General features: G+C 32.1%; 24 protein-coding genes and 1 tRNA gene. 5 read left to right on the top strand and 20 right to left on the bottom strand.

From position 1 onward, the window contains the following. Positions 1-153: 153 nt before the first annotated feature. A complete protein-coding gene (locus C5Q98_RS00585) occupies positions 154-534 on the bottom strand; it encodes a DUF3139 domain-containing protein (protein ID WP_106011803.1) in 381 nt (126 codons plus the stop codon). 107 nt (positions 535-641) lie between these two features. On the opposite strand from C5Q98_RS00585, the gene C5Q98_RS00580 reads away from it, so the two are divergent. Beyond that, positions 642-977 carry a hypothetical protein gene (locus C5Q98_RS00580; RefSeq protein ID WP_106011802.1) on the top strand — a complete coding sequence of 112 codons (336 nt, stop codon included), beginning with the start codon at positions 642-644 and terminating at the stop codon, positions 975-977. A 6-nt stretch (positions 978-983) separates the two neighbouring features. Here the strand turns inward: C5Q98_RS00580 and C5Q98_RS00575 are convergent, their stop codons facing one another. Beyond that, on the bottom strand, positions 984-1,868 hold the full coding sequence (locus C5Q98_RS00575) for an IS3 family transposase (RefSeq protein WP_242967403.1): 885 nt from the start codon (positions 1,866-1,868) through the stop codon (positions 984-986). Next, complete coding sequence (locus C5Q98_RS00570; protein WP_106011800.1) at positions 1,841-2,374, bottom strand: helix-turn-helix domain-containing protein; 534 nt, start codon at positions 2,372-2,374, stop codon at positions 1,841-1,843. The genes C5Q98_RS00575 and C5Q98_RS00570 overlap by 28 nt, the downstream gene beginning before the upstream one ends. 112 nt (positions 2,375-2,486) lie before the next feature. Here C5Q98_RS00570 and C5Q98_RS00565 point away from each other — a divergent pair, with 112 nt between their 5' ends. Both C5Q98_RS00565 and C5Q98_RS00560 read left to right on the top strand, forming a co-directional pair. After that, complete coding sequence (locus tag C5Q98_RS00565) at positions 2,487-3,482, top strand: hypothetical protein (protein ID WP_106011799.1); 996 nt, start codon at positions 2,487-2,489, stop codon at positions 3,480-3,482. Next, positions 3,457-3,750: a hypothetical protein gene (locus tag C5Q98_RS00560; RefSeq protein WP_158695658.1), complete on the top strand. Its 294-nt coding sequence runs from the start codon at positions 3,457-3,459 to the stop codon at positions 3,748-3,750. Before C5Q98_RS00565 ends, C5Q98_RS00560 begins: the two co-directional genes overlap by 26 nt. Before the next feature lie 20 nt (positions 3,751-3,770). Here C5Q98_RS00560 and C5Q98_RS00555 read toward each other — a convergent pair whose 3' ends face one another. The 17 genes from C5Q98_RS00555 to hisS form a co-directional block, all read right to left on the bottom strand. Continuing rightward, on the bottom strand, positions 3,771-5,381 hold the full coding sequence (locus C5Q98_RS00555) for an ATP-binding cassette domain-containing protein (protein ID WP_106011797.1): 1,611 nt from the start codon (positions 5,379-5,381) through the stop codon (positions 3,771-3,773). Positions 5,382-5,559: 178 nt separating this feature from the next. Further along, entirely contained in the window at positions 5,560-6,192 is a 633-nt protein-coding gene (locus tag C5Q98_RS00550) for an ABC transporter ATP-binding protein (protein ID WP_106011796.1), read from the bottom strand. Positions 6,193-6,197: 5 nt separating this feature from the next. After that, positions 6,198-6,932 (bottom strand): hypothetical protein, encoded by a 735-nt coding sequence (locus tag C5Q98_RS00545; protein WP_106011795.1) that lies wholly within the window; start codon positions 6,930-6,932, stop codon positions 6,198-6,200. Further along, positions 6,919-7,545, bottom strand: a complete 627-nt coding sequence (locus C5Q98_RS00540) for a hypothetical protein (protein WP_106011794.1) — start codon at positions 7,543-7,545, stop codon at positions 6,919-6,921. The genes C5Q98_RS00545 and C5Q98_RS00540 overlap by 14 nt, the downstream gene beginning before the upstream one ends. Beyond that, complete coding sequence (locus C5Q98_RS00535) at positions 7,542-8,333, bottom strand: hypothetical protein (RefSeq protein WP_106011793.1); 792 nt, start codon at positions 8,331-8,333, stop codon at positions 7,542-7,544. Before C5Q98_RS00535 ends, C5Q98_RS00540 begins: the two co-directional genes overlap by 4 nt. A gap of 285 nt (positions 8,334-8,618) precedes the next feature. Next, a complete protein-coding gene (locus tag C5Q98_RS00530) occupies positions 8,619-10,247 on the bottom strand; it encodes an ABC transporter ATP-binding protein (protein WP_106011792.1) in 1,629 nt (542 codons plus the stop codon). Between the two features lie 25 nt (positions 10,248-10,272). Continuing rightward, on the bottom strand, positions 10,273-10,500 hold the full coding sequence (gene relB, locus C5Q98_RS00525; protein ID WP_106011791.1) for a type II toxin-antitoxin system RelB family antitoxin: 228 nt from the start codon (positions 10,498-10,500) through the stop codon (positions 10,273-10,275). 329 nt (positions 10,501-10,829) lie between these two features. Beyond that, the gene (locus C5Q98_RS00520; protein WP_106013049.1) at positions 10,830-11,516 is read right to left on the bottom strand and encodes an ABC transporter ATP-binding protein; all 687 of its coding nucleotides are present in this window, start codon (positions 11,514-11,516) and stop codon (positions 10,830-10,832) included. A gap of 8 nt (positions 11,517-11,524) precedes the next feature. Next, positions 11,525-12,703: a hypothetical protein gene (locus tag C5Q98_RS00515; RefSeq protein WP_106011790.1), complete on the bottom strand. Its 1,179-nt coding sequence runs from the start codon at positions 12,701-12,703 to the stop codon at positions 11,525-11,527. Then, positions 12,693-13,622 carry a hypothetical protein gene (locus C5Q98_RS00510; RefSeq protein ID WP_158695657.1) on the bottom strand — a complete coding sequence of 310 codons (930 nt, stop codon included), beginning with the start codon at positions 13,620-13,622 and terminating at the stop codon, positions 12,693-12,695. Before C5Q98_RS00510 ends, C5Q98_RS00515 begins: the two co-directional genes overlap by 11 nt. Positions 13,623-14,318: 696 nt before the next feature. Then, positions 14,319-14,404 (bottom strand) — tRNA-Leu (locus C5Q98_RS00505). Positions 14,405-14,549: 145 nt separating this feature from the next. After that, positions 14,550-15,167 (bottom strand): hypothetical protein, encoded by a 618-nt coding sequence (locus tag C5Q98_RS00500; protein WP_106011788.1) that lies wholly within the window; start codon positions 15,165-15,167, stop codon positions 14,550-14,552. Between the two features lie 105 nt (positions 15,168-15,272). Next, positions 15,273-15,458, bottom strand: coding sequence for a hypothetical protein (locus tag C5Q98_RS00495; protein ID WP_106011787.1), 186 nt, complete (start codon positions 15,456-15,458; stop codon positions 15,273-15,275). Positions 15,459-15,811: 353 nt separating this feature from the next. Then, positions 15,812-17,635, bottom strand: coding sequence for a translation elongation factor 4 (gene lepA / locus C5Q98_RS00490; protein ID WP_106011786.1), 1,824 nt, complete (start codon positions 17,633-17,635; stop codon positions 15,812-15,814). Positions 17,636-17,712: 77 nt separating this feature from the next. Beyond that, positions 17,713-18,678, bottom strand: coding sequence for a signal peptidase I (lepB, locus tag C5Q98_RS00485; RefSeq protein WP_106011785.1), 966 nt, complete (start codon positions 18,676-18,678; stop codon positions 17,713-17,715). Between the two features lie 18 nt (positions 18,679-18,696). After that, the gene (gene aspS / locus C5Q98_RS00480; RefSeq protein WP_106011784.1) at positions 18,697-20,514 is read right to left on the bottom strand and encodes an aspartate--tRNA ligase; all 1,818 of its coding nucleotides are present in this window, start codon (positions 20,512-20,514) and stop codon (positions 18,697-18,699) included. A 95-nt stretch (positions 20,515-20,609) separates the two neighbouring features. Continuing rightward, complete coding sequence (hisS, locus tag C5Q98_RS00475; protein ID WP_106011783.1) at positions 20,610-21,878, bottom strand: histidine--tRNA ligase; 1,269 nt, start codon at positions 21,876-21,878, stop codon at positions 20,610-20,612. A 204-nt stretch (positions 21,879-22,082) separates the two neighbouring features. On the opposite strand from hisS, the gene C5Q98_RS00470 reads away from it, so the two are divergent. Further along, positions 22,083-22,952 (top strand): exodeoxyribonuclease III, encoded by an 870-nt coding sequence (locus tag C5Q98_RS00470; RefSeq protein ID WP_106011782.1) that lies wholly within the window; start codon positions 22,083-22,085, stop codon positions 22,950-22,952. Positions 22,953-23,071: 119 nt separating this feature from the next. Continuing rightward, positions 23,072-24,562 carry a DNA repair protein RadA gene (gene radA, locus C5Q98_RS00465; RefSeq protein ID WP_106011781.1) on the top strand — a complete coding sequence of 497 codons (1,491 nt, stop codon included), beginning with the start codon at positions 23,072-23,074 and terminating at the stop codon, positions 24,560-24,562. The last annotated feature ends 9 nt before the right edge of the window (positions 24,563-24,571 follow it).

Below are 24,571 nucleotides of genomic sequence, written 5' to 3'. Positions count from 1 at the left end.
AGGAAGGGAGGGAATTTCTTCTCTCCCTTTTAATCTTGTATATCAGGTTATTATATATTATTATCCATTTCTAATACCAATATCAGAATTTAAAATCATTTGATTTACCATGTAAAGTTACACACCTCTGACCTGCTCTCAAACAACAATCGCTCAATTTTCCAGTTTTCCGTATTTTGGATTATAATCCTCTCGACCATTTTTACTAACAGATGACAGTTTGATATAATCGAATTTTAAACCTTTCCTAGTATTGGTAATTAATTTGTAATTATAGGAATATTCACGGTCAGGGTCATCTTTGATTTTAACAACTACATTATAACCACCACTCTTTAAAGGATCCCAAGCTGCAGCAGTAATTTCTATATTGTTTCTATCCGCATTTTGATCTTCAATGAAGTCCTGTACTCTATTGATAGCAATTGCACGGAGAATAACTAATTTATATAAAAAGAAAAGTGCAATGAAAATAAGTATTATTATCGGGGTTTTAAATAGTGTTTTTTTAGATTTTCTATTTTTCTTTCTCATAATTAAACTTCCTTTAAGTTATTAATATATTATTCATAGTTTAATGGTAGCATTATCTTAACCATCAAAGGTAAACATTTTGATAATACGCTTGGAGATAATTTAATATGAAAAAGTTTGTTGTCAGCACTTTGCTTTCAGTTTTATTTCTGCTCACCTCATGTGAATATGGCGTGGAAAACCAAAACTTGAATATTAGCAGTCCAGAAAGTAAATATATCGAAAACCAAGTTAAATTTGCTCAAACTTATAAACCATGGAATATTGCCGAATCTGACACCCATTACTACCATATCCATGGTAATTTCTTATACTCTATATCTAAAGAAGATGGCATAATTAGAGCTCTTGACAATAATCCAGATACTTTAGACGATAAAGAAACTCTGACTTCGAAGCAGGCAGAAAGTGTAGTGAACCCCAAAATCCGGACATCAATTTAATAATATTTAAGCGGACTGTAATCTGTATTCAACAGGTGAAAGTCCGTTTAATTTTACCTTTATTCTATCTTCATTGTACCATTTTATATACTCTATAATTACTTCTATTAATTGTTCTAAATTCTTAAAATCTTCACCATAAAACATTTCTTGCTTCATTATTCCAAAGAAATTTTCCATCGGTGAATTATCTAAACAATTTCCTTTTCTGGACATACTTTGTTTTATCCCTCTCGTTTCCAATCGTTTTACCCAACTGCTGTGTTGGTAATGGAAACCTTGGTCACTGTGAATTACTAATTCACTTACATCTTTAACCCTTTTTAAGGCTTCATCTAAAGCTTTATTTGTAAACGCAGTTGTTGGGTGTTTGTCAATTGAGAACGAAATAATTTCACTATTGTAAGTATCTAGTATTGCAGATAAATATATTTTTTCTTCGCTATTCTTTAATCTGAATTCTGTTACGTCTGTTAACCACAATTCGTTTGGTCTAGCAGTGTTAAACTGGCGCTTGACCAAATTATCAGCTACTTCTCCAACTTTTCCTCTGTAGGAATTATATTTTCTGGATCTTGTTTTGAATTTTGTGCTCAATAAATTTTGTTCTCGCATAATACGTAGAACTTTTTTGTGGTTAACTACTAATCCTAGCTTTCTAAGTTTCATTGAAACTCTTCTGTAGCCATATCTATAACTAGATTCTTTTACAACCTGCACTATTGCTAATACTATCTCTTTGTCTTTATCTACAGGTTTATCTAGCTTGTTTTTCCATTCGTAGTAAGAAGAACGTGGTAGCTCCGCTAAGCTTAACCAAATTTTTAACTGGATTTTTGGAAACTCTACTTGTAACTCTAGAATTACTTTTGTTTTGGCCTTGGCTGGTATTCTCCCTCGTCCATCTCTTCCAGCAAGGCTTCTAACTTTTTTTTGTAAATTTCTTTTAATTTAAGATACTTTACCTCTTCGCGTAAGCGTATTAACTCTTCACGCTCACTCTCGTTTAATGGTTTTGGATTTTTACTCTTTGACACTTTTCGGGACCTTCCTTGTTTTCCTTCCAAACCAGAGAAGCCTTTCTCTTCATATTTTTTGGCCCATGTATATACAATTGCACCATTAGTAACGCCGAAATGTTCTGCTGCTTCTCGGTATGAACATTTATTTATCTCTCTATATTTTATTACCGAAAGCTTAAAATCGCTACTATAACTTTTAGTAGTAAGTTTCTTGATCAATCCATGTTTACCACGTGCGTTGTACCAATTAATCCAATTATTAACTGTTCTTACTGGAACTCCATATTTTTTAGCGATTAAAACACTCCCTCCATTCTTACCACTTAAGTAATCTTTAATTACTTCTAATTTGAATTCATCACTATATTTAGGCATAAATTTACCCCTCCATCCTTTCACTTCTGTGTCCGGATTTTGGGGTGCAGTTCAAAGCAATGCCTTTTTCAACTCTCCTCGCACAGTTCAATACAACAATGGTAATCTATATGTGTTAGCTTCTAAAAAAAATAATGAAGCTTCTCAGAACACAAGCATCGAAGAAATTTATCAGGACTGTCTGTATGAAGTCAGGATAGACGGAAGTGGTCAGAAAGAACTATTTGTTTCCCCAAAAGAACTTTATAGTGCTTTTGTTCATAATGATTATTTTTATTTTTCCACCTCAGACATCTGGGAGCTAATGGATAAATTAAGATCGGGTGATATAGAACAAACAGAATTGAATAATCTCTCTTATAAGGTTGAAAGAGTGCCTATATCTAACACGAGTTCCGAACAAGAACTTATTTATAAAGGTAGTGGCCCAGGTTATGTCGAGTCAATGAAATTTATTGGTGATAAGCTCCATTTTTCTGATTATACTCTCACCAGAAAAGAGCAAGGGCATGAAGTAATGTTAATTAGCAATGTAACAAAAAAGATATGCGATCTTGATACCCTTGATATAGAAAACGCTGTTCAAATACAATCAAATAATTCTGACAAAGTACTAACAAGTTCCGACATGGTACCAGCAAAAGATGGATATATGTACATTTACAACGAGATAGACAAAGAACTTCTTGAACTAAGTCACGATGAACAATTTGCGATCCTTAATAATAACAAAATCCAATTTCCTGAAAAATATCTAGTTAAAGCAAATTCCGACGGAAAAGTAATAGAAAAGACCAAGTTAGCCGATAATTTCCATGAATCAGGTATATTAAATGGTTACAATAGTTATCTTTGCCTAGATAACATAACATGGTTCTTGGGCAAACTTGCTAATGAAAGAGTGCTACAAATACTAGATTATAAAGGTATTATACTAGCTGAAGTTACACCGCCAGAAGGTTCTGGAATGATTGTCGGAATGGACGATAATTATATTTTCATAGAAGTTCTAACTGAAGACAGCTCCACTTCAGGTATTTACAGACTGAACTTGGATAATATCGGTAAAGATGATTTTGTATTTGAACCATTTTTTGTTGGGCGATGATTCTACCACATTTCTTTTATTATCATTAAGACATCAATTAATGTCAATGCAAGGATCAAGTTCTTTGCGTGGAAATGTAATCTTTGAAGAACAAGAAAATGAGACACTAAAATATCTAAAAATTCTACACTCAAATCCACGCGCTGAACAAGACAAAAACCTGCTAGCTTCGATAGCTACAGGTTTTGTAAATGATGGGCAATACTGGGGTCTATTAATAAATCCTACAACACCCATTATCACTATGTTTCAGCTTATACATGGCTAAATACTTGGGTAAATTCCTTATTATAAATTAAAAGTAAAATCTACAAGCTTTGAAATCTCACTTCTTAGATTATGCGTAACCATTACAACTGTCAAATCAGGATCAGTCGTTATGAGCTTCTCAATTTCTAATGCAGTATTTTTGTCAATTGCTGAGGTCGCTTCGTCCATTAGAATAATTCTTCTATCCGCTAATAGGCCTCTTGCTAGAACAAGCTTCTGTCTTTCTCCTCCTGACATATTTTTACTATTATAGCTTATTTCTGTATTAATACCGTCTTTTCTGCTTTTTACCCATTTATCTAGGTGAAACTTTTTCAGAACTCTCTCGATTTCCTCATCAGTATATTTTTCACCCAAAGTTAAATTATTATATATGGTGTCATTAAATATGTATGGGCGTTGATCCAAATAAAGAATTTGTCGTTGTAAAGATTCCTGGTTTAATTCATTGTAATCAACACCATCGTACAAAGCTTGACCTGCAATAGGACTTAGTCTTCCCAAAATAATGTTTAAAATTGTTGATTTACCAGTACCTGAATCACCTAAAATAACATGTTTTTTGTTCTTCTTAATTTCCAAATTCAAATTACTGAATAAAACTTTTTCTTCATTATCTTTTTCATACTGGTAAGTTATATCTTTAAGCACTATTGAGTTTTCTAACTCTTTAACTTTTCTCTCTGAGTGATGGTTTGTATGTTTAGTTTTATTATTAAATTTTTCAAATATTTTATCTACGCTTTTAAATTCAATCCAATTAGCATTGATTCCGACTAAATTAGCAAAAATAAAACTACCAAAATAAGTACATGCGGTAATTATTCCAATATCTACGTTATAAACGAATACTAAATATACAGCTTGAGCTAACAAAATCACTTGGCTTAACAAGCTGATACCATTAGAGCTTGAACTTAATCCACCTGCAATCTTTGCATATTTATATTTTTCTAGTGCCACATTATTAGATCCAAGTTCTATCGCATTTTGAAAATACTTTTTCCTATCCAATACTGAAAGAGCATCATAACCATTTAAAACATCACTATATGAAGTAGTCAATTTCTCATTAGATTCTGTGACAGCAAGCATTTGTTCATTAAGTTTTTTGGTGAAAAATCTTGGTACTATAAACATGAGAACTGATAAAAGCAATATTGTTACAATAATAGAAAAATGAAAATCTATAAGTATATATGCACCTAATAATATGGTAAATATCTGGTAGACAATCATATATAGGTTTCCAAAACCAAATTGATCAATGGTTGAAATGTCATTTATAAGCCAAGATACATAATCTGTTTCTTCATTCTCATGAAAATCAGCATATGAAAGGCTCATAATCTTTTCACTAATTTCAGATCTTATATTAAAGTTCATCGCTTCAATAGTTCTTCTTTCGCTAATAGCTTCAAGAAAAATCTGCAAGCTCCAAATAAATGAACTTATTAACATGATAATTATCCAGGTTTTGGACATATTTATATTCTTTTCTGAAACTGCCGTAAGTAAATTAGAACTTGCAAGTCCAAAAGACGTTGTTGCCAAAGAACCTAATAAGATCACAAACATGTGTATTAAATTCTTCTTCCACTCTGACTTGATGATACTAAATATATTCATTCACACTCCGTATGGTTATTTATTTTGGTGATTTAATATAATCAATTATTTTTAAATCTATTTTCGCACGATTATTTTCGTAAATTACCTTTTAATCATCGACTTTTCTTATTAGGCTCTCACGATTTCGCACGATTTTCGCACGATTATTTTCGCAAAGAGTCTATCATTATTTAAGTTAATTCCTTATCTTTCCTGATTCTATCTCTACTATTCTATCGCAACAATTATTAAGATCTTCCATGATATGGCTGGAAATTATTATCGTACAACCGCGTTCTTTTTCCTCTTTAATTATTTTTACAAAATTATCTCTAGATTCTTTATCTAGCGAATTAGTAGGTTCATCTAGAAGTAGCAGATCTGGTTTTTCAAAAATTGCCTGTGCTATTGCTAACTTTTGTTTCATTCCTAAAGAGAATTTTTTAACTTTGGTTTTATCATTTGGATCTAAACCAACCCTTGCCAATGCTCTAGCTATATCATCTTCGCTTGCTATATTATTGACAGCTGAAATAACTTCTAGCGTTGATTTAGCATCGAGATTATCCCAAAACTCCAAAGTTTCAATTATAAGTCCACAACTTTTAGGAAACCTATTTGATCCTTTTAACTCTACACCATTTACAAGAACCATTCCTTCATCAGGTAAAATTAAACCTGCTATAGCTCTGAGAAGCATGGTTTTTCCAGATCCATTTCTTCCATAAAGTCCTACCACCTCACCTTTTACAACTTCCAAGTTCGCATCGTCTAAAACTAATCTTTTTTTCAATGTTTTACTGTAGTTCTTCACTTCAATATATGGCATAAGCTTTACCCTCCCAAATAATCTTTTTTCTTTTTTTGATTTATACATAATTTATATAAAATAAAAATTAATGAAATATTACAAATAAAAATCATGAATAAACTTTTCTGTCCAAATCTTAATGACATTATTGGATACAATGCACCTAGAACTTTAATCCAATTATTATTAAATACACTTACAAATATATAAATACTAAATATATACATTAGCCATATAATTTTATAGTCCCAACCTACTGCATGTTCAATAAACTGCACCACAAGTAAGTTTGTAAGAAGAGTAAGCATTTGGAACAGAACATATCTAATTGACATCTGTAAACTAAGATCAAAAAAGTAATTTAAAATAATTATAGTAATTATCTCTAATATTAAAGAAAACACAAAGCTCTTTTGGAGTTCTAATAATATTATCTTATCTAATTGTTTTGTCTGTAAAAAGTGCCATTTCAAGTAAAATTCATTATTAATCTTTGTTAGCGTCAGAGAAATAAAGCTTGGGATTAATGCAAAACCAAAATGTAGAAATACTATTAGAAAACTATTTCCTATTTCTGCATTGTTAATATCGAAAGGGTAAGCAAGGTAAGTCCATTTCAGAAAAATCTCATATTCTTTAAAAGAATAATAGAAATATGTAATTAGTAGCACCCTAATAATAATAGTAAATATTAAGGGAATAGTTATTAAAAATAGAAGATCTTTAATAATTTTGTATTTTCTTTTAACTTCTATCATCTTCGATTATGTCCTTATCTATAAATAAAACATCTTCTAAAATTAAAATACTTAACAATATCACGACTAAAACAATAAAATAAACTACTCCATTGTTTTGATTCGGAGTATAAACTCTTTTCACTATGCTATATTTATTATTATAGTCACCAACAAATACAATAAAATCTGTAATCAACAAAGTTAGAGTAAATATTATCCCCCAACTATTTTTTACTACAGGTCTGATATTTTCAAAAAACAATATTAGGATTATTGAAAATAAGACATTCATAAGAACTGATTGCCAAAAATACATCTTCACAAATTCAAACAATAGTATGCTATTAATTAATCCAAATATAACGCTAATTTGTATAACAAAGAAAATATTACTAATATATTTACATAATCTCTCTTGTCTAATAAAAACCATTAAATTTTCTTGTATTTTTATTTTAATTACATCTAGAGCTAGAATTATTGGACTCTGTACAAAGATTAAAGAGACTAAATATACATATTCTGAGATGATAAATTTTCTACAAAATATAACTCCAAATAAATCTATAATTATTGTTAAAAATAATTTATTTCTTAGTATTTTATTGAAGTTTAAAACATATTTAATCATATCTCGTCTTTCCTAAAAACCTTTGGAAGAATCATTATTAACGATACAAGGAATATCGCACTAATAAATAACCATATTAGGTTTTGATTAGATCTTAGTCCATCATCTATAAATCCTAGTTTTGATGGTACATTAGAAGGAAATGCTAAAACTAATATCACATTCGCTACCATCGGAATTACATATGATATTGGAAATAATTTTCCAAGGTATAAACTTACACTAAATCCTAATGAGGTTAAGCTTGCGAAGTATAATGATACTTTTAAACTAGAATATACTAATTCTAGTGCTACACCAAGTTTAGGAATAATGCTATTTCCAAAAGGTTTAATTATTTCATTTACAATAACTCCTAACAATCCTTGAGCTATAATTGCTACGAATAAAACTGCAAAAGAAGAAATGAACACAGATAAAAATTGTCTTAAAACATAATACTTTTTTGTTTTTATAATTAATACATTGGATAACTTACTAGATTCAAATTTAAAATTAATGTCCACGAAAAAGAACGCAAGGATAAGTGGTATTATAAAATCTAACAAAAGATTGGCAACTATCCAATATACAGGTGAATACGAAACATTATAAGGAGAATATGCATAGAACAAGTATAGATCATTATTACTTGTTTCATATTGCATATTAGCCATTCCATATTGACTTTGCATAAATAATACTGCGTTGACTAGACTAAAAGTATAAACGGCAAACATAATAAAAAGTAACAATGAAGATTTTATTAGCCTACCATTTTTACTAAACCATTTGAATTCACTTCTCATTTGAAAATCCTTTTTATAGTTCTTGAATTATAAACTTTTGTAATCAAGGTCGTTTTACAGACTCACATGTAAGATAATTTTTCTCTACAAATACATTTAGCTATACAACAAATACTACTCTACAAAAAATTAATATCAGCTTATGAAAACTGTCACTACTACCATTTAGGTGAATTTTCCTCAATATTTAATTTTATTTTACACGAAACTAGCACTTCCAACAAGTTATCATGTGAAGCTTCATTTCCAAGTATAAATTTCAATCTAATAAAGCATCTATTACCACTATGATTTTTCTGGGAACTCATAAATTTCATCGTATAAATTAATGGTTTCTTTATGAGGTGTGTGGCTAATTGCAATAACAGTTAAGTTCTCATTTGACAAAATGTTATTTTCAACTGTAAGTGCTGTTTCTTTGTCCAAAGCTGACGTAACTTCATCCATTAGTACAATTCTCTTGCCCCTTATTATTCCTCTCGCAAGAGCCAATCTTTGCCTTTGTCCTCCTGACAATCTACTGCCTAATTTACCTACAGCAAAATCCAAAAATTCTTCTGTACAAATTAATCCGGATTCATTTAACGCAGATACAATCTCATGATCTGAAAAGTGCTCCCCTAAGCAGATATTCGCTCTAACTGTATCATTGAATAAGTATGGCTGTTGCTCTAAGTAAAGCACATTAGAACGCATAACTCCCTTAGGAATTGTATTTATTTCTTGTCCATAAAACTTAATGCTACCTTGATAATCATCATAATAAGAAATTAATAATTTAAGTAAGGTACTCTTGCCACTTCCACTTTTTCCTAGTATTAAATACTTTTTATTTTTCTCGAATGTAAATTGCATATTTTCGAATACTAATTTTTCACCATAGTTATATGCTAAATTTTCTACTTGATAAACTACATCAGCAGAACTATTTTGAGAGTCTATTTCTCTTGAATAATTCTCTAAGTTATCACGATTTGCATCTGCAGTAGAAATATTACTTATATGCTTGAATTTTTCTAGAATAGGTTTCACACTATCTATAGATGAAATTTGATTAGACAAATCTCCCAGTGAAGAAAATATAACTCCAGTTAAAGCACCCGTTGCCTCTATTGTTCCAATAGTTACAATTCCCTTGAATGCTAGAGCTCCTGTGAATGCAGTAATTAGAATTTGAAAAAAGATATTTCCTGTAAATCCTGCTGCAAAAACTTTTGCCTCAATTTTAGCCTGATTAAATAAAACATTCATCAGAGCAATAGAATAGCTTTTGATCTTTTCGGTTAAATTTTGTTGCTGATTGTAATTCAATAATACATTATATCCAGAAAGAATATCTTCTGATCTAGCTACAAATTCCTCATTAGCAACTGACGACTTTTTACTAGCTGTTTCAACTTTTCTTCTAAAAATTTTAGGTATGGCTAACATTACTAACAAGGATATAAACGTAACTAAGACTAGTGACCAATGATAAGCAAACAGAGCTATTACAGAAAATATTGTTCCTGTGACACCTTTGACTATATCAAAAAATTTTAATGTCCCTTTCTCATTAATTATATTTATGTCATTCGTTAACCATGAAATGTATGTTCCTACACTATTTTGGTTATACTCTCTATATTCTAATTGCTCTAAGCTACTAGTAATTTTAGATCGTATATCGACAGCTATTTCTTGACAAAATTTCATCTTATAAATATTAGCTGAACTGTCTAACGCTATTATAACTAACCAAACTCCTAGTAAATAAACCTCATATAAAATAAATTGTCTGAAATCCAGTGCAATTAAACTGGTTAAAGCAAATGCGTTTAAAGCTGCACCTACTGTCCTTAATAATTGTGATATGGATATCAAAACACAAATAAATATGCTTTCTTTTTTCTTATTTTTTAATATTTCTATCATATTGTTTTACCTAAATTTCTGTGTATTAATCTGTTAAAGCGGAATAGTTTTCCATTTCTTCTAGAGTGTATGTTTTAGTCTTACCTTTTCTGTAGTCTTCGATATCTTGTAAAATTTCATACTCATATTCTAGTTTGCCTAAACCATCTTCGATCAACTGACGTAAATAAAAAGCTTTAGACTTACCATTGTGCTTAGATAGCTTATCCAGTCTATTAGAGGTTTCTTCATTTAATCTAATTGATGTAAGCATTATTTTAAATGTCCTCCTTGTATATGAATATATTGTATTCCTGTATAGCAGAAAGCAAAAACTTCTACCACACTTTTTGTAATTTATTTTAACTTACATTCAAATATATAGGAAGGGAGGGAATTTCTTCCCTCCCTGTTAGTCTTGCATATATGTATCTGTTAACGCCAGGTGTTTATTGATGAAGTGTTCTATGGGCAATTGGCTAAAGTATATCTATTCCAATATCAGAATTTAAAATCATTTGATTACTATGTAGAACTAATGAAATTATACTAATATATATATAAATAATTTATACTTTAATGCTAACACAGATCAGATCTAGTCTATATAAAATCTCCATCATGCATATATTTTTTTATCTTCGCATAATTAGAAATTTCTTCATCATGTGTTACTAAAATAATAGTTACCTCTTTCTCTAAATTTAAATCTTTTAGTAATTTCATAATTTCAGCACCAGTTTTACTATCCAACGATCCTGTAGGTTCATCAGCTAATATTAGATCGGGTTCAATTACAAGAGCTCTAGCTATAGCAACTCTTTGTTTTTGCCCACCAGATAAATTTTTTACTAAGTGATGCTTATAATTTCCCAGACCTAACTTAATTAATAAATTTTTTGACCTTTTCTTAATATCTTTTATTTTCACATCTGTAAATAATAGAGGTAAGCAAACATTATACAATGCTGTCTCATCTTCTATTAACCCAAAATCTTGTAAAATAAAAGCAATATTTTTGTTTCTTAGATCACTTTTTCTAGAGTCATTTATCGTTTTTGTATTTATACCATTAAATAAATAATCTCCATCTGTCTGATTATCTAAAAAACCTATTATATTTAATAATGTACTTTTTCCTGAACCTGAAGCGCCCTTAATAGATATGAAATCTCCAGGATATACAGTTAAATTTAAGTTATTTAAAGCTTCTACTTTATTAAATTTATTGTTTTTGTATATTTTACTTATATTTGTCATTTTTATTAAAGGTTTACTAGGATTATCCATCTTCACTACTATTCCTCACTTTTTCTATCAAAATTATTTTTTGTGACCAAATTAAGATTTATAAAATATTGAATCAAAAGCAAAAACAAGCTAAAGATTAAAATTATTTTAAAGATTGTACTATCAAATAATACTGCTTGTTTCCAATATGATTCATCTGGCATGTTCTTAAGCCAGATTACAAAAATTATTGTGAAAAAATTAGCTATTAACACTAATAAACTTGACCAAAAATTTAACCCTAGAAATATCTTACTCTTACTCATTCCCAATATTCTAAATATCATTATCCTATTTTTTAATTTATGGAATCTCAATACAGTTAAACTTTGAAACATAACAAAAGCAGCAATACATAATACTATTGGAATTGTTAATTGTCTTTTTGCAGATAGATTTATAACATAATTTGAAGCTTGCAACATATTTTCTATGTCATAAACCGCAATAACACCCATTGATTTTAAATAATCAATAATAAAACTTTTTTCATTATCTTTGACCTTGTCACTAAAATTAATAATCATCCCTGGTTCAATAAATACTTTATCAGATAATATATTATTTGGATCATAAATGTATACCACATCTGGTTTATCCGCAAAAATACTATCAACACTTAAAATATTACTTATTGAATTTAAATTTAAATGCATTTGACCTTCAGACTGTCTTGCAATTACTCTGAAGTTAATTTCTTTTTCATTCAAATTTAGCTTAAATTCAGAACCTTTATTCATATCATATTCATAAGGAGCAATAGCATAAACAGTATCAGTTTCAAAATTATTTATAATATCATCAGGTATTTTTACATTATTCTGCAACAACAAGTTCATATCTTCTAAACTTATTAATCTATAATCGCTGAACTTTTCTCCCATGTAAGAGCCTCTTGGGAAAATGATCCTTGGTCGTTTTATAGCAATCACTTTTTCAACGAAATCATATTTTTCTAAATTTTCTTTTACTTCTTTAATCTTTTCAGTATTATCTTCGTCTGAAAGATATATATAATAAGCAGGTTTGAAATTTAACTTTTTAAACTCTGTAAAATTTTTAGTCAAGTAATTATATTTAGCAAAAGTCATTGCTAAACTAAGCAATCCTAAAGCAAGAAATACGAAACTAAAAACCATAGCTAATTTTTGTTTGTATAAAAACATTTTTAATGTTCTATAGTTCATTTCTAAACCTTCCTTCACTAGTAGCCAAAGATGCTCGTGCTATTGTTATATATTTTGGTATAAATAGAATTAATGAAACTATCAATAGAAGAATAAAAATAATTACGTAATCAATTAATGAAAAGCCTCTAATGCCTGTTGTTGTAAAATTTTTGAAAAAACTTTCCCAGAATAAAATATGCAAGAAACAAGCTATAAGATAACTCATCAATGTAAAGATGATATGGCTAATAATACTTAGTATTAAACTTGCTTTCCTCGATAAACCTAAAATTCCATAAACCCAAAAATTATAGCTTTGTCTTTCAAAAACAAAAAACAAAACATAAGCAAAGGAAATCATAGATATGATATAAAATATTGATATTGCTACCAATAATATTGGGGTTTCTTGCATCTGTCTTGATAAAATATCTATTCCTGTTGTACTATCAGCTACCTTGAAGTTTTTATTTACAAAATTATTAAGTGCCTTATACGAGTTCCCTGTCAAAACATTTTGAGTCCAAAAAGTAATGTTATCAAAATCTACTTGTTCATTCATTAAATATTTATAAGAAAATGTTACTTCTGCTAAATTAGAGTATCCTACAACTTTTAAATTATTATTCTTATGTGTAAATATCTCGCCTATACTTAAACCTAGCTCTCCAATATTTCTTACTAGTACCTCATTTTCTTTTAAATTTTTGGAAACAAGGTTTGGCGTATACTCGCCATCTCTAGGCGAAATATACTCTGAAGAGAAAGATATCATTGTATTATCAACTTCTATTTGACCAGATATCCATAGACTAGAAAGAGGATTTTCTATAGATATATTGTCGACTGCCTCATAATTTGATGAAACTTCTCCTAATTTATAATCGAAGTAACGGTAGCTTGCATTATCTATTGAGTTAACTCTAAGGTGCGGCATATATAAAGCGTATAAAGTAAAAATCGAAATAAAAGTAATCAAATTTATTATTAATAAAATAAATGAAAGCAATTTATCCTTCTTTAAGAATAAAAGTAAATGTTTATATATAACAACTAAATAATTCATCTTTATTACTTTCTTTAAAATGCATATCTAAAAAAGTTAAACCTTTACTGACTAAGACTATCATGAATTTATTCGTCCATCTTTTAAAAACAATAGTTAATTAACTTATATTTAAATTAACATAATTCATAAAATTCATCTAAAAATACAATATTTTATTTATTTTTTCTACAATATCTACAAATATGTTGATAATTTATTGTAATAAATACACTTAACTAATTTTTCAATGCAGAATTTGCTTATATTTATCATAGTTAAGTTTCTCATTTTTTTAATTGTTTCATTAACAACTGAATTTTCTGACAAAATATCTACTAAGTAAATATTTTATAATCATAGGCAGATTGTGAATCTCTTTTAACTTTATTAATCCTATCAAAAACAAATTGCTCAAAAAACATCTGAAATATTTGATCTTCTTTCTGATTAAATTTATGGTGAATCCTTGGGTAATTTTGGGTCAGTTTATTAGAATATTTTAATCCTTGAATAAAAAGAATAAATCCTTGAAAGTCTGTTAAATACTCACTTTCAAGGATTTATCTATTTTAAATAAAACTACTATGGTGCGGATAACAGGGGTCGAACCTGCACGTCTATTAAACACTAGAACCTAAATCTAGCGCGTCTGCCAATTCCGCCATATCCGCATTTACTAAATTATCAAAAATCTGCTCAACTACTTAAATAGCATCAAGAGTTTAAAGCTATATCATTATAATCATGCTATCGATTAAAATCAAGCGACTTTTTTCAGAACGCTATTAAATTGCGTATTCAAGCAATCGCGGAAGATTAAACACCATTATCTATTTTTCCCTCCTGACCTTCTCCTAAATCATAGGTAACCGCTGAAACTAAGAAAGCCTGAGACTTCAATTTATAAAATCTCTTCCCTTTATTATGCCAAGCGTCGACAACTTCCAGATAAAAATCACCATTAAAATATTCCCTATACCCAACACAGAGCACCCAGTGCCAATCAAATAAATTTGCCATTAGAAGTAATGTTATAACTTCTCCCTCATCAATAGCTTGTTTAATTTCATAAGTTCTTCGAACTCTCTTGTGAACTACTGGTTTATAGTATCTATGAAAAATCTTACGTACTTTGCCAGATAATTTAGGAACAGGTCCGTTTCCAACAAATCTATGAACTTGCTCAAAGATATCAAAAGCTTTTAATTTAGTAACTTTCTGATCTTGGGTCGAATTCAGATAATAAATAATCATATTAGTCGTTGTGACAGCGCCACAATGGTTATCTGCTAGATGGGAAGTTTCTCCAGTTGTTAGCCAGTCTATCTCGTCAAGTCTTGGGAGACTATTATATATATACCCTGAATCAGGCATATCTTCTTCTCTAATAAATCCATAATCTTTGTTTCTAAAAATTTTAGAATAGCTTCTCACAATTCTCCCCTTAACCTCTACATTTACAAGCAATTATCTTCATAAAAATAGAGTACCCTATCTATTATGGGTACTCTATGAGTTATTTTACAATTTTCTTGTGACTTATCCAAGTAGATATGCAAGACATACAACTATTGCTAAAACTGTAGTAATAAGCGCCAAGCTGTAAAATTGCTTATTGCCTCTCTCATTGTCTTGGTTTTCAAATGAACTTTTGAAAATTTCAAAATTATCTACATCATGAAAATCACTTTTATTTGTTCTAACTAACTCTTCTCCTGGAATCATAAGCACCTCCTATATAATTCCTTCTTTAAAAATTCATTTACTTTATATTAGCCAAAATTCCGTTAGTGTTTTTGTGCAATTTGATAGCAAATCATTAATCTCATTGACTACTTTTATATAATACGCCAATTTATTCCCTTTCTCAACTTATATCAGTAGCTTTTAACAAACTTTATAATTTATTTACTGATTTTTGTAAGTCTTAACAAATACAGATTATAAATTTAGTAATTTTAACAATTAAAGATCTAAAAATGATACTGAACCGCACATCTAAACAAGAAAAAAAGCAGCGATCAGAAACAAATTCAGATCACTGCTTTCACAAAATTTCATTTAAAAACTTTTTACCTCTACTCCTCATCCTCTAACTTGAGAACTGCCATAAATGCTTCTTGAGGAATCTCTACGCTACCGACTTGACGCATACGTTTCTTACCAGCTTTTTGAGCTTCGAGGAGTTTCTTCTTACGTGAGATATCACCACCATAACATTTGGCAATAACGTCTTTACGATAGGCTTTAACCGTTTCACGAGCAATAACTTTTCCTCCAATTGCTGCCTGGATTGGCACTTCAAATTGGTGTCTAGGAATCTCATCTTTGAGAATCTTAACCATCTTACGTCCACGGAATTCAGCTTTCTCCCTATGAACAATCATGCTAAGGGCGTCAACTTTTTCGTGATTAATTAAAATATCTAACTTAATCAAATCGGATGGCTTATAATCTTTTACTTCATAATTCAAAGAAGCATAACCTTTACTATTTGACTTTAGAACATCGAAGAGATTATAAATAATCTCGTTCAGTGGCATGTCATAAGTTATTTCAACCAATGACTCATCCAGATAATTCATATTTACATACTCACCACGACGTTCTTGACAAAGTTTCATGACATTACCTGTATACTCGGTTGGAGTCATAATCGTTGCGGTAACTATCGGCTCTTCTATTCTCTCTATGTGCTCTACTGGTGGTAAGTTGGCAGGGTTAGATACTTCTATCATTTCGCCTGTACTGGTAAACACGTGATAAATTACTGAAGGAGCTGTTGAGATAATATCTAGATCGAATTCACGCTCTAGACGCTCTTGGATAATTTCATAGTGCAACAAACCTAGGAATCCACAACGGAAACCAAAACCTAACGCTGCTGATGTTTCAGGCTCGAAGGTAAAAGAAGCATCGTTTAATTGCAGTCTTTCCATTGCATCTCTCAAATCGCCATAACGAGCATTATCTGTTGGATAAAGTCCACAATAAACCATCTGTTGAGCTGGTTGATAACCTGGTATAGGTTCTTTCGCCGGATTATCGACTAGTGTAACTGTATCACCGACTTGGGTATCTTTAACATTCTTAATTGAAGCGATAATATATCCAACATCACCTGCAGATAGATCTGTTGTAGCAGCTAATTGTCCTGCTTTGAAGTCTCCAACTTGAGTTACTGTAAATTCAGCTCCAGAGTGCATTAAATGAATCTCATCACCGACTCTAACCTGACCATCTTTGATACGCACATAAATTACAACACCTTGGTAAGTGTCATATTTTGCATCGAATATCAAAGCTCTCAACGGAGCATCAGGGTCTCCATCTGGAGAAGGTAAATACTCAATTATGCTATCCAAAACTTGGTCAATATTGATATTTTCTTTAGCAGAAATTAAAGGAGCATGACTAGCATCTAAACCAATTACATCTTCAATTTCATTTTTTACAAAATCTGGACGTGCTGAAGGTAGATCAATCTTATTAATGACTGGTAATACCTCTAGATCCATGCCTACAGCTTGATAAACATTAGCTAATGTCTGTGCCTCAATACCTTGGGCAGCATCTACGATTAAAATTGCACCATCACATGCTGCGAGTGAACGAGATACTTCATAGCTGAAGTCAACGTGTCCCGGAGTGTCGATTAGGTTAAGTTCGTATATCTCTCCATCCTTGTACTTATAGTACATTTTGCTGGCTTGAGCCTTGATAGTGATTCCACGCTCACGCTCAATGTCCATGTTGTCAAGAACCTGATTGTTCATCTCTCGTTCAGTCAAGACACCTGTATTTTGCAGTAATCTATCTGCCAAAGTAGACTTACCATGGTCTACGTGGGCAATGATACTAAAATTTCTTATATATTTTTGTTTGTCATCACTCTTTGACAAATTCTTACCTCTTTCATCAACGTTTTTATTTTTAATTTATTTTCAATTTATATTAATTCTGATTTTAACAATAAGTTTTAATCAAGTTTTCCAAATTTATCAAATGGATAAATTCTTATCCAGACTTTACCTTCAATTGCATTTTCTGGAACTGGTCCGAAAACTCTTGAGTCTGCAGAGTTACCTCTGTTATCTCCTAATACATAATAATGTCCTTCAGGAATTCGTATCTCACCTTGCCAGCCGAATGGCGCCATTGTATACGTACCTGCACTCAAATAGTCTTCTTCTATCTCTTGACCATTTATAATTACTTTACCATCTTTGAAATCCAATGTATCTCCTGGCAAAGCCACAACTCTTTTTACAAGCATACCTACTTCTTTATTGTCATTATGTGCTTTGGCCCCATTAACAGTTACAATATCTCCTCTTTCTGGACTTGAGAAGAGCAAAGTCAATTTATCTACTACTAGCTGATCTTCATCATGCAAAGTATCCTCCATTGATCTTCCGACAACTTCACTACGCTGGATTACGAATTTACTAATTAATAAACCAAGTATTATGGCGATTAGAATATATTTAATCCAATCCAGAATTTCTAGTACAACAACTCTTTTATCTCTTTTCTTAAATATATCATCTGAAGCATTTAGGACTTTTTTGTTATTGCTGCCTTCATTATTGTTCTTAGGAGAAAAATCGGCATCATTAGTATTGTTATCATCAGAATCTTCTAAATCATCTGTATCGCCTTCAATCTGCAAATTAAATTCCTCTAAACCTTCTGAACTTGGAATATATTCTTTTCTCGGGGTCATCTGAATTTTTGCTTGACGCACACCAGATCCTAAATCTGTATCATCAGAAAACCTTGGCCCTTCAACTTCATTCACATCTGGTCTAATGGGCCTAATGTTTTGCTCATTATCAGAATCAGGCAATAAGCCTGCTTCATTACCAGACAATACATCGTCTGCTGTTTTTTCTGCAGATAAGTCTCTATCGTATTCAGATTGTGGCTTATATTTTTTATCCATTGCAACCTCTAACGTATACTATAGAAACTCATCTACTGTTTCTGTCTCAGGAGCATCTGCAGCTTCTTTATCAATAATCAATCCTAATTCTTCTAATTGTTGTTCACTAACTACGCCTGGAGCTTTTGTCATTAAATCAGCTGATGTTTGAACTTTAGGGAAAGCAATAACATCACGGATATTACTTGATCCGGAAAGCAACATTATCAAGCGGTCCCAACCTAAAGCAATACCACCATGAGGAGGCACACCATACTTGAAGGCATCCAACAAGAATGAGAATTGTTCATACGCTGATTCCTTGGTAAAACCAAGCAACTCGAACATCTTATTTTGTAGTTCATTATCGTGAATACGGATACTTCCACCACCAAGTTCATAACCATTCATGACTATATCATAGGCTTTGGAACGAACTCTACCTGGATCAGTTTCTAGATATTGAATATCCTCGTCCATTGGGCTGGTGAATGGGTGGTGAACTGCAGTGTATCTTCCTTCTTCTTCATCCCATTCAAACAATGGGAATTCTGTAATCCAAACTAGCTTATCATCTGCTGGATCATATAGTTCTAAGTCAGCTGCAACTTTGTTTCTCAAATGGCCAAGTGATTCTAATACAATCTTATTGCTCTTGTCTGCAACAATAAGCAACAAGTCACCTGTTTTTGCTGCTGTTCTTTCTAGTAATTTAGCTTCTAAATCTTCTGTAACAAATTTCAAAATAGATCCACGCCATTTTTCATCTTCTGGAGCTAACCAAGCAAGTCCACCTGCTCTATAAGTCTTAACATATTCACTTAGTGCATCTATTTCACGGCGACTCATTTTGCCACCCTCAGGAACTGTGATCAATCTTACAGAACCACCTGCATCTAGAGCATCTTTAAATACTCTGAACTCAGAGTCTGCTACCAAATCTGAAATATCGCAAATCTCTAGACCAAATCTCATGTCTGGTTTATCAGATCCGAAACGATCCATTGCTTCCTTGTAAGTTAACTTCTCAATTGCAGGAATTTCTTTGCCTTTAAATTTCTTAAGAACTTCTCTTAGGTATGGCTCCATTAAGTTTTGGATATCTTCTTCTTCAACGAAACTCATTTCAATATCTACTTGAGTAAACTCAGGTTGTCTATCCGCTCTCAAGTCTTCATCTCTGAAGCAACGTGCAATTTGGAAATATTTATCCACGCCACTTACCATGAGTAATTGTTTGTATAATTGTGGACTTTGTGGCAAAGCAAAGAATTGACCGTTATAAACACGTGAAGGAACTAGGTAGTCTCTAGCACCTTCAGGAGTGCTCTTACCTAGAATAGGAGTTTCAACGTCCAGGAAACCTGCTTCATAGAAGTAATTTCTGGTGAAGTGAGCTAGGTCTGATTTTAGCTTCATAATCTTAGCCATATCAGGTCTACGTAAGTCTAAGTATCTATGTTCTAATCTCAGGCTCTCTTTAACATCACTCTCTTCTTCAATGTAGAATGGTGGAGTTTCAGATTCAGATAAAATACGCAATTCTTGCACAAGTAATTCATAATCACCTGTTGGCATATTAGGGTTTGGATCTTGACGTTTGCGCAATACACCTTTTGCAGCTAAAACAAATTCAGATCTAACCTTACTTGCTTTCTCACGTACATCTTCAGGTGAGTCTTCATCGACAACTAATTGAATCAAACCTGTTCTATCTCTTAGTGTGATAAAAACAAGTCCACCCAAGTCTCTTTGCTTCTGTGTCCAACCTGTTAGGACTAACTCTTTGCCCAAATCAGCTTCACTAATCTCAGCACAATAATTAGTACGTTTTATACCTTTTAAACTCTCAGCCATTTTTTCTCCTCAAACAATCTAAATAAATTTATACCTTATTTTACACTTTTTACATTTTTATCGAGCTAAGTTTTACACTCATCTTGCTTATTTAGCTAATTTTTCAAATAGTCTGCTAGAACTTCAACATGGTCTAGATCGAACTCATGCTCAGCTTTGTCCTTCTCAACCAAACTTCTTACAGCTGCCTTGCCCTCGCTCAATTCATCTCCACCAAGAACAATTAAATTCTTGGCCCCTTGCTTACCTGCATATTTCATTTGAGCTTTGAGTGATCTACCTGTCAATTCGTATTGAGCTCTTATACCTAAGTAGCGAAGTTCTTGGCTTAGTTTCTGTGCAGCTTCTAAAGCTTCATCATCTAAACTTGCAATAAATACATCAGCTACTGGCCTATCGTTTCTTAAAACACCCTGTGCCTCTAACTCTAGCAATAATCTCTCTTCACCTAGGGCAAATCCAATTCCTGGAGTATCTTGACCGCCCATTAGTTTAATCAAGCCATCATAGCGGCCTCCGCCACAGATAGTTCCTTGAGTACCAACATTCTCTGAAATGAACTCAAAAACAGTTTTGCTATAGTAATCTAAACCTCTAACTATCTTAGGATTTACCTTGTACTCAACTCCTAGATTATCTAGTAGCTCTTGTAACTTGTTAAAGTGTGCTTCGCTTTCTTCATCAAGATAATCAAGAATCAAAGGAGCTGACTTCGTAATCTCATGGCAGTGATCATTTTTGCAGTCCAATACACGTAGAGGGTTCTCCTCCATTCTAGCTTGGCAGTCCTCACAAAGTTCATTTTTATGAGGTCTCAAATATCCAAGCAAGGTTTCTCTATAAACTGCTCTACTCTCTGGTGTTCCTAAACTGTTAATTTCTAAATTAATTTGTTTCAAACCTAGAGCTTTGAAGAAATGTTGCAACATTGCTAACATCTCAGCATCGATAAATGGTCCCTCAGCACCAAAAGCTTCCACTCCTAGTTGGTGGAATTCTCTATAACGACCTTTTTGTACATTCTCATACCTAAAAGCTGTTATCTCATAAAATAATCTAACTGGGAAGGCTAAGGAGTTCATCCCATTTTCAATAAAGCTTCTTACTATACCAGCAGTTCCTTCTGGTCTCAAAGTAATTGATCTATTACCTTTGTCTTCGAAAGTGTACATCTCTTTTTGGACGACGTCACTAGTCTCACCAACACCACGAGCAAAGACCTCAGTATGCTCAAATGTCGGAGTTCTAATCTCTTCGTATCCGTAAAGTTGGCATATTTCCCTGAACTTATCTTCTATATGTTCCCAGGCACTACTAATCTCTGGCAATATATCCTGAGTTCCTTTTGCTGCTGTATTCTTCATAACGCCTCCATGATTGTACAATTTAAGCCCATAACTTAGGGCAAATCTATCTTTAAAATTATATAACAGTTCGGTAATTTTATCACGTAATCTACTACAAACAAAGTACAAACAAACTACAAACAAAGTCAATCGACAAAAAAACACTTTAGCCTTAAAATTAAGTACATAAGCAAAAAATATTTATTAAAGAAAGTAGGTTTTATGAGCAAAAAATTTATTTCTTGGAACGTTAATGGAATTAGGGCAGTTTTAAATAAAAACTTCAATGAATTCTTTGAGGAGATTGATGCAGATATTTTTGCCATTCAAGAGACTAAGTGTCAAAAAGATCAAGTTAAGTTGGACCTCCCAGGATATTATCAATTTTGGAACTATGCAGGCAAAAAGGGTTATTCTGGAACTGCTATTTTTACTAAAAATAAACCAATTAGTTTTAGTCACGGATTAAATATTCCTGAAGAAGAAAAATTAATTGATCTAGACGAGGTTAAAATTTTCCATATGTCACAAGATTTTATCGCTGCTGACCACGGTGAATCTGACCATGGCTTGATTGTTGAGCAAATGGAAACTGAGGGACGTGTTATTACCCTTGAATTCTCTGATTATTACTTCGTCACCGTGTATACACCTAACTCACAAAACCAACTTAAACGACTAGATAATCGTCAAGTCTGGAATGAGGCTTTTAGATTATATTTAGAGAAGTTAGATGCCATTAAACCTGTTGTTGTTTGTGGTGATCTAAACGTGGCCCACACAGAAATTGACCTGAAGAACCCTGAATCAAACCACATGAATGCTGGTTTTAGTGATGAAGAGCGTGGGGATTTTTCTAAACTTCTAGATACTGGGTTTATCGATACTTTTAGATATTTTGAACCTGACGTAGAAGAACGCTATACCTGGTGGAGCTATAGGACCTATGCTCGTAACAGAAACGCTGGCTGGCGTATAGACTATTTCTTAGTTAGTGAAAGATTTGAGGATAGACTCTTGAAGGCAGATATTTTGGATCAGGTTATGGGTTCTGACCATTGTCCAGTTTTGTTGGAAATTGTTGACGAATAAGCTTTGGGCAAAGTTTTATTATAAATTTAGATGCAGACGGTTAAAAACCACATGAATTTTTCTGTGCTAAGGTCTGTAAAGCAAAAGTTTATTAAAACATAAGAATTGCGAGGTTTTGCATGGCAAAGAAATCTAATACTTATTATTGTACAGCTTGTGGCTATGAGAGTAGCGGCTGGCTTGGTAAATGCCCAAATTGTGGCGGCTGGAATACTTTTGAAGAGAAACCTCGTGACGTTAAGCCTAAAAAAGTTGAACAAGCAGGTGTAAGTACCGGTTGGCTTCAAGACTTACTTGATGAAGCCGCTGTAGAAATTGAGCTAGATAACGAAGATGAAAGTTCTGACACATCTGAAGCTAGCCCGAAATTACGCTCCAACTCTGGCACTAACTCTAGGCATCAAAAATTAATACAAATGCAAAAAGTCGACTCGAGCAAATCTGAATATTATAGCTCAGGGATTTCAGAATTTGATAGAGTACTTGGTGGTGGTTTTGTCCCAGGCTCTCTTGTCTTGGTAGGTGGAGATCCAGGAATAGGTAAATCCACCTTACTTCTACAAGCAGCAAGTAAATCTGATATAAAGAGTGAATCCATACTGTATATATGCGGTGAAGAATCTGCAGCTCAAGTTAAAAATCGTGCTGAAAGATTGGGAGTGGATAAAAGCAATATTAATTTAAGCAGTGAAATAGTATTTGAAAATATTGCTGCAATAGTTCAAGAACTTAAACCAAAACTCTGCATTGTTGACTCAATTCAAACTGTGTATTCTGAGCAATCAAGTTCTGCTCCAGGATCTGTCAGCCAAGTCAGAGACTGTAGTGCTGGCTTCTTGCGTATTGCAAAATCTTTAGGCACAACAATAATCTTAGTAGGTCATGTTACTAAAGATGGAAATATTGCTGGACCTAGAATTCTTGAACACATGGTCGACACCGTTATCTACTTCGAGGGAGACAAATACTCAAACTTACGACTAGTTAGAGCCGTAAAAAATAGATTTGGTGCAACTAATGAGGTTGGTATTTTTGATATGACTGGCCAAGGTCTAATTCCTTTAGAGGATGCTTCTAGTAGCTTGCTTCAAGGCCGTCCTATAAACGTTGCTGGATCTGCTTTAACCTGTGTAATAGAAGGTACTCGCCCTATGATTATGGAGATTCAAGCACTGCTAAATCCAAGTTCTTACGCTTCACCTATTCGAGTCACTCAAGGTTTTGACCGTAATAGAGTAAGCATGCTAATCGCTCTTTTGGAGAAAAAATTAAATCTTGGCATCAGTAATATGGATGCATTTATCAATGTAGTTAATGGTTTCAAGGCAGACGATCCTTCTACAGACCTAGCCTTAATCGCAGGTATAGTTTCCAGTTTCAAAGAAAAGGCTATCAAAGACAAATTACTTCTTGTCGGTGAGGTTGGTTTAACTGGTGAAGTCAGACCAGTATCTCACATAGAAAATAGAGTTAAAGAAGCTAGTAAATTAGGGTTTAAATACATGATCGTGCCAGGAGCTAATCAAAAACAAGTCAAAAAACTAAGTGATCTAGAGATGGAAATAATTTACGTTGACTCTATCGGCGAAGCGATGGATGTTATTTGGTGATTTAACATT

Source organism: Fastidiosipila sanguinis, assembly GCF_002998295.1.
Lineage (GTDB): Bacteria > Bacillota > Clostridia > Saccharofermentanales > Fastidiosipilaceae > Fastidiosipila > Fastidiosipila sanguinis.
Note: the sequence above shows the minus strand (reverse complement) of the source record. Positions and strands in the feature narration are given on the sequence as shown.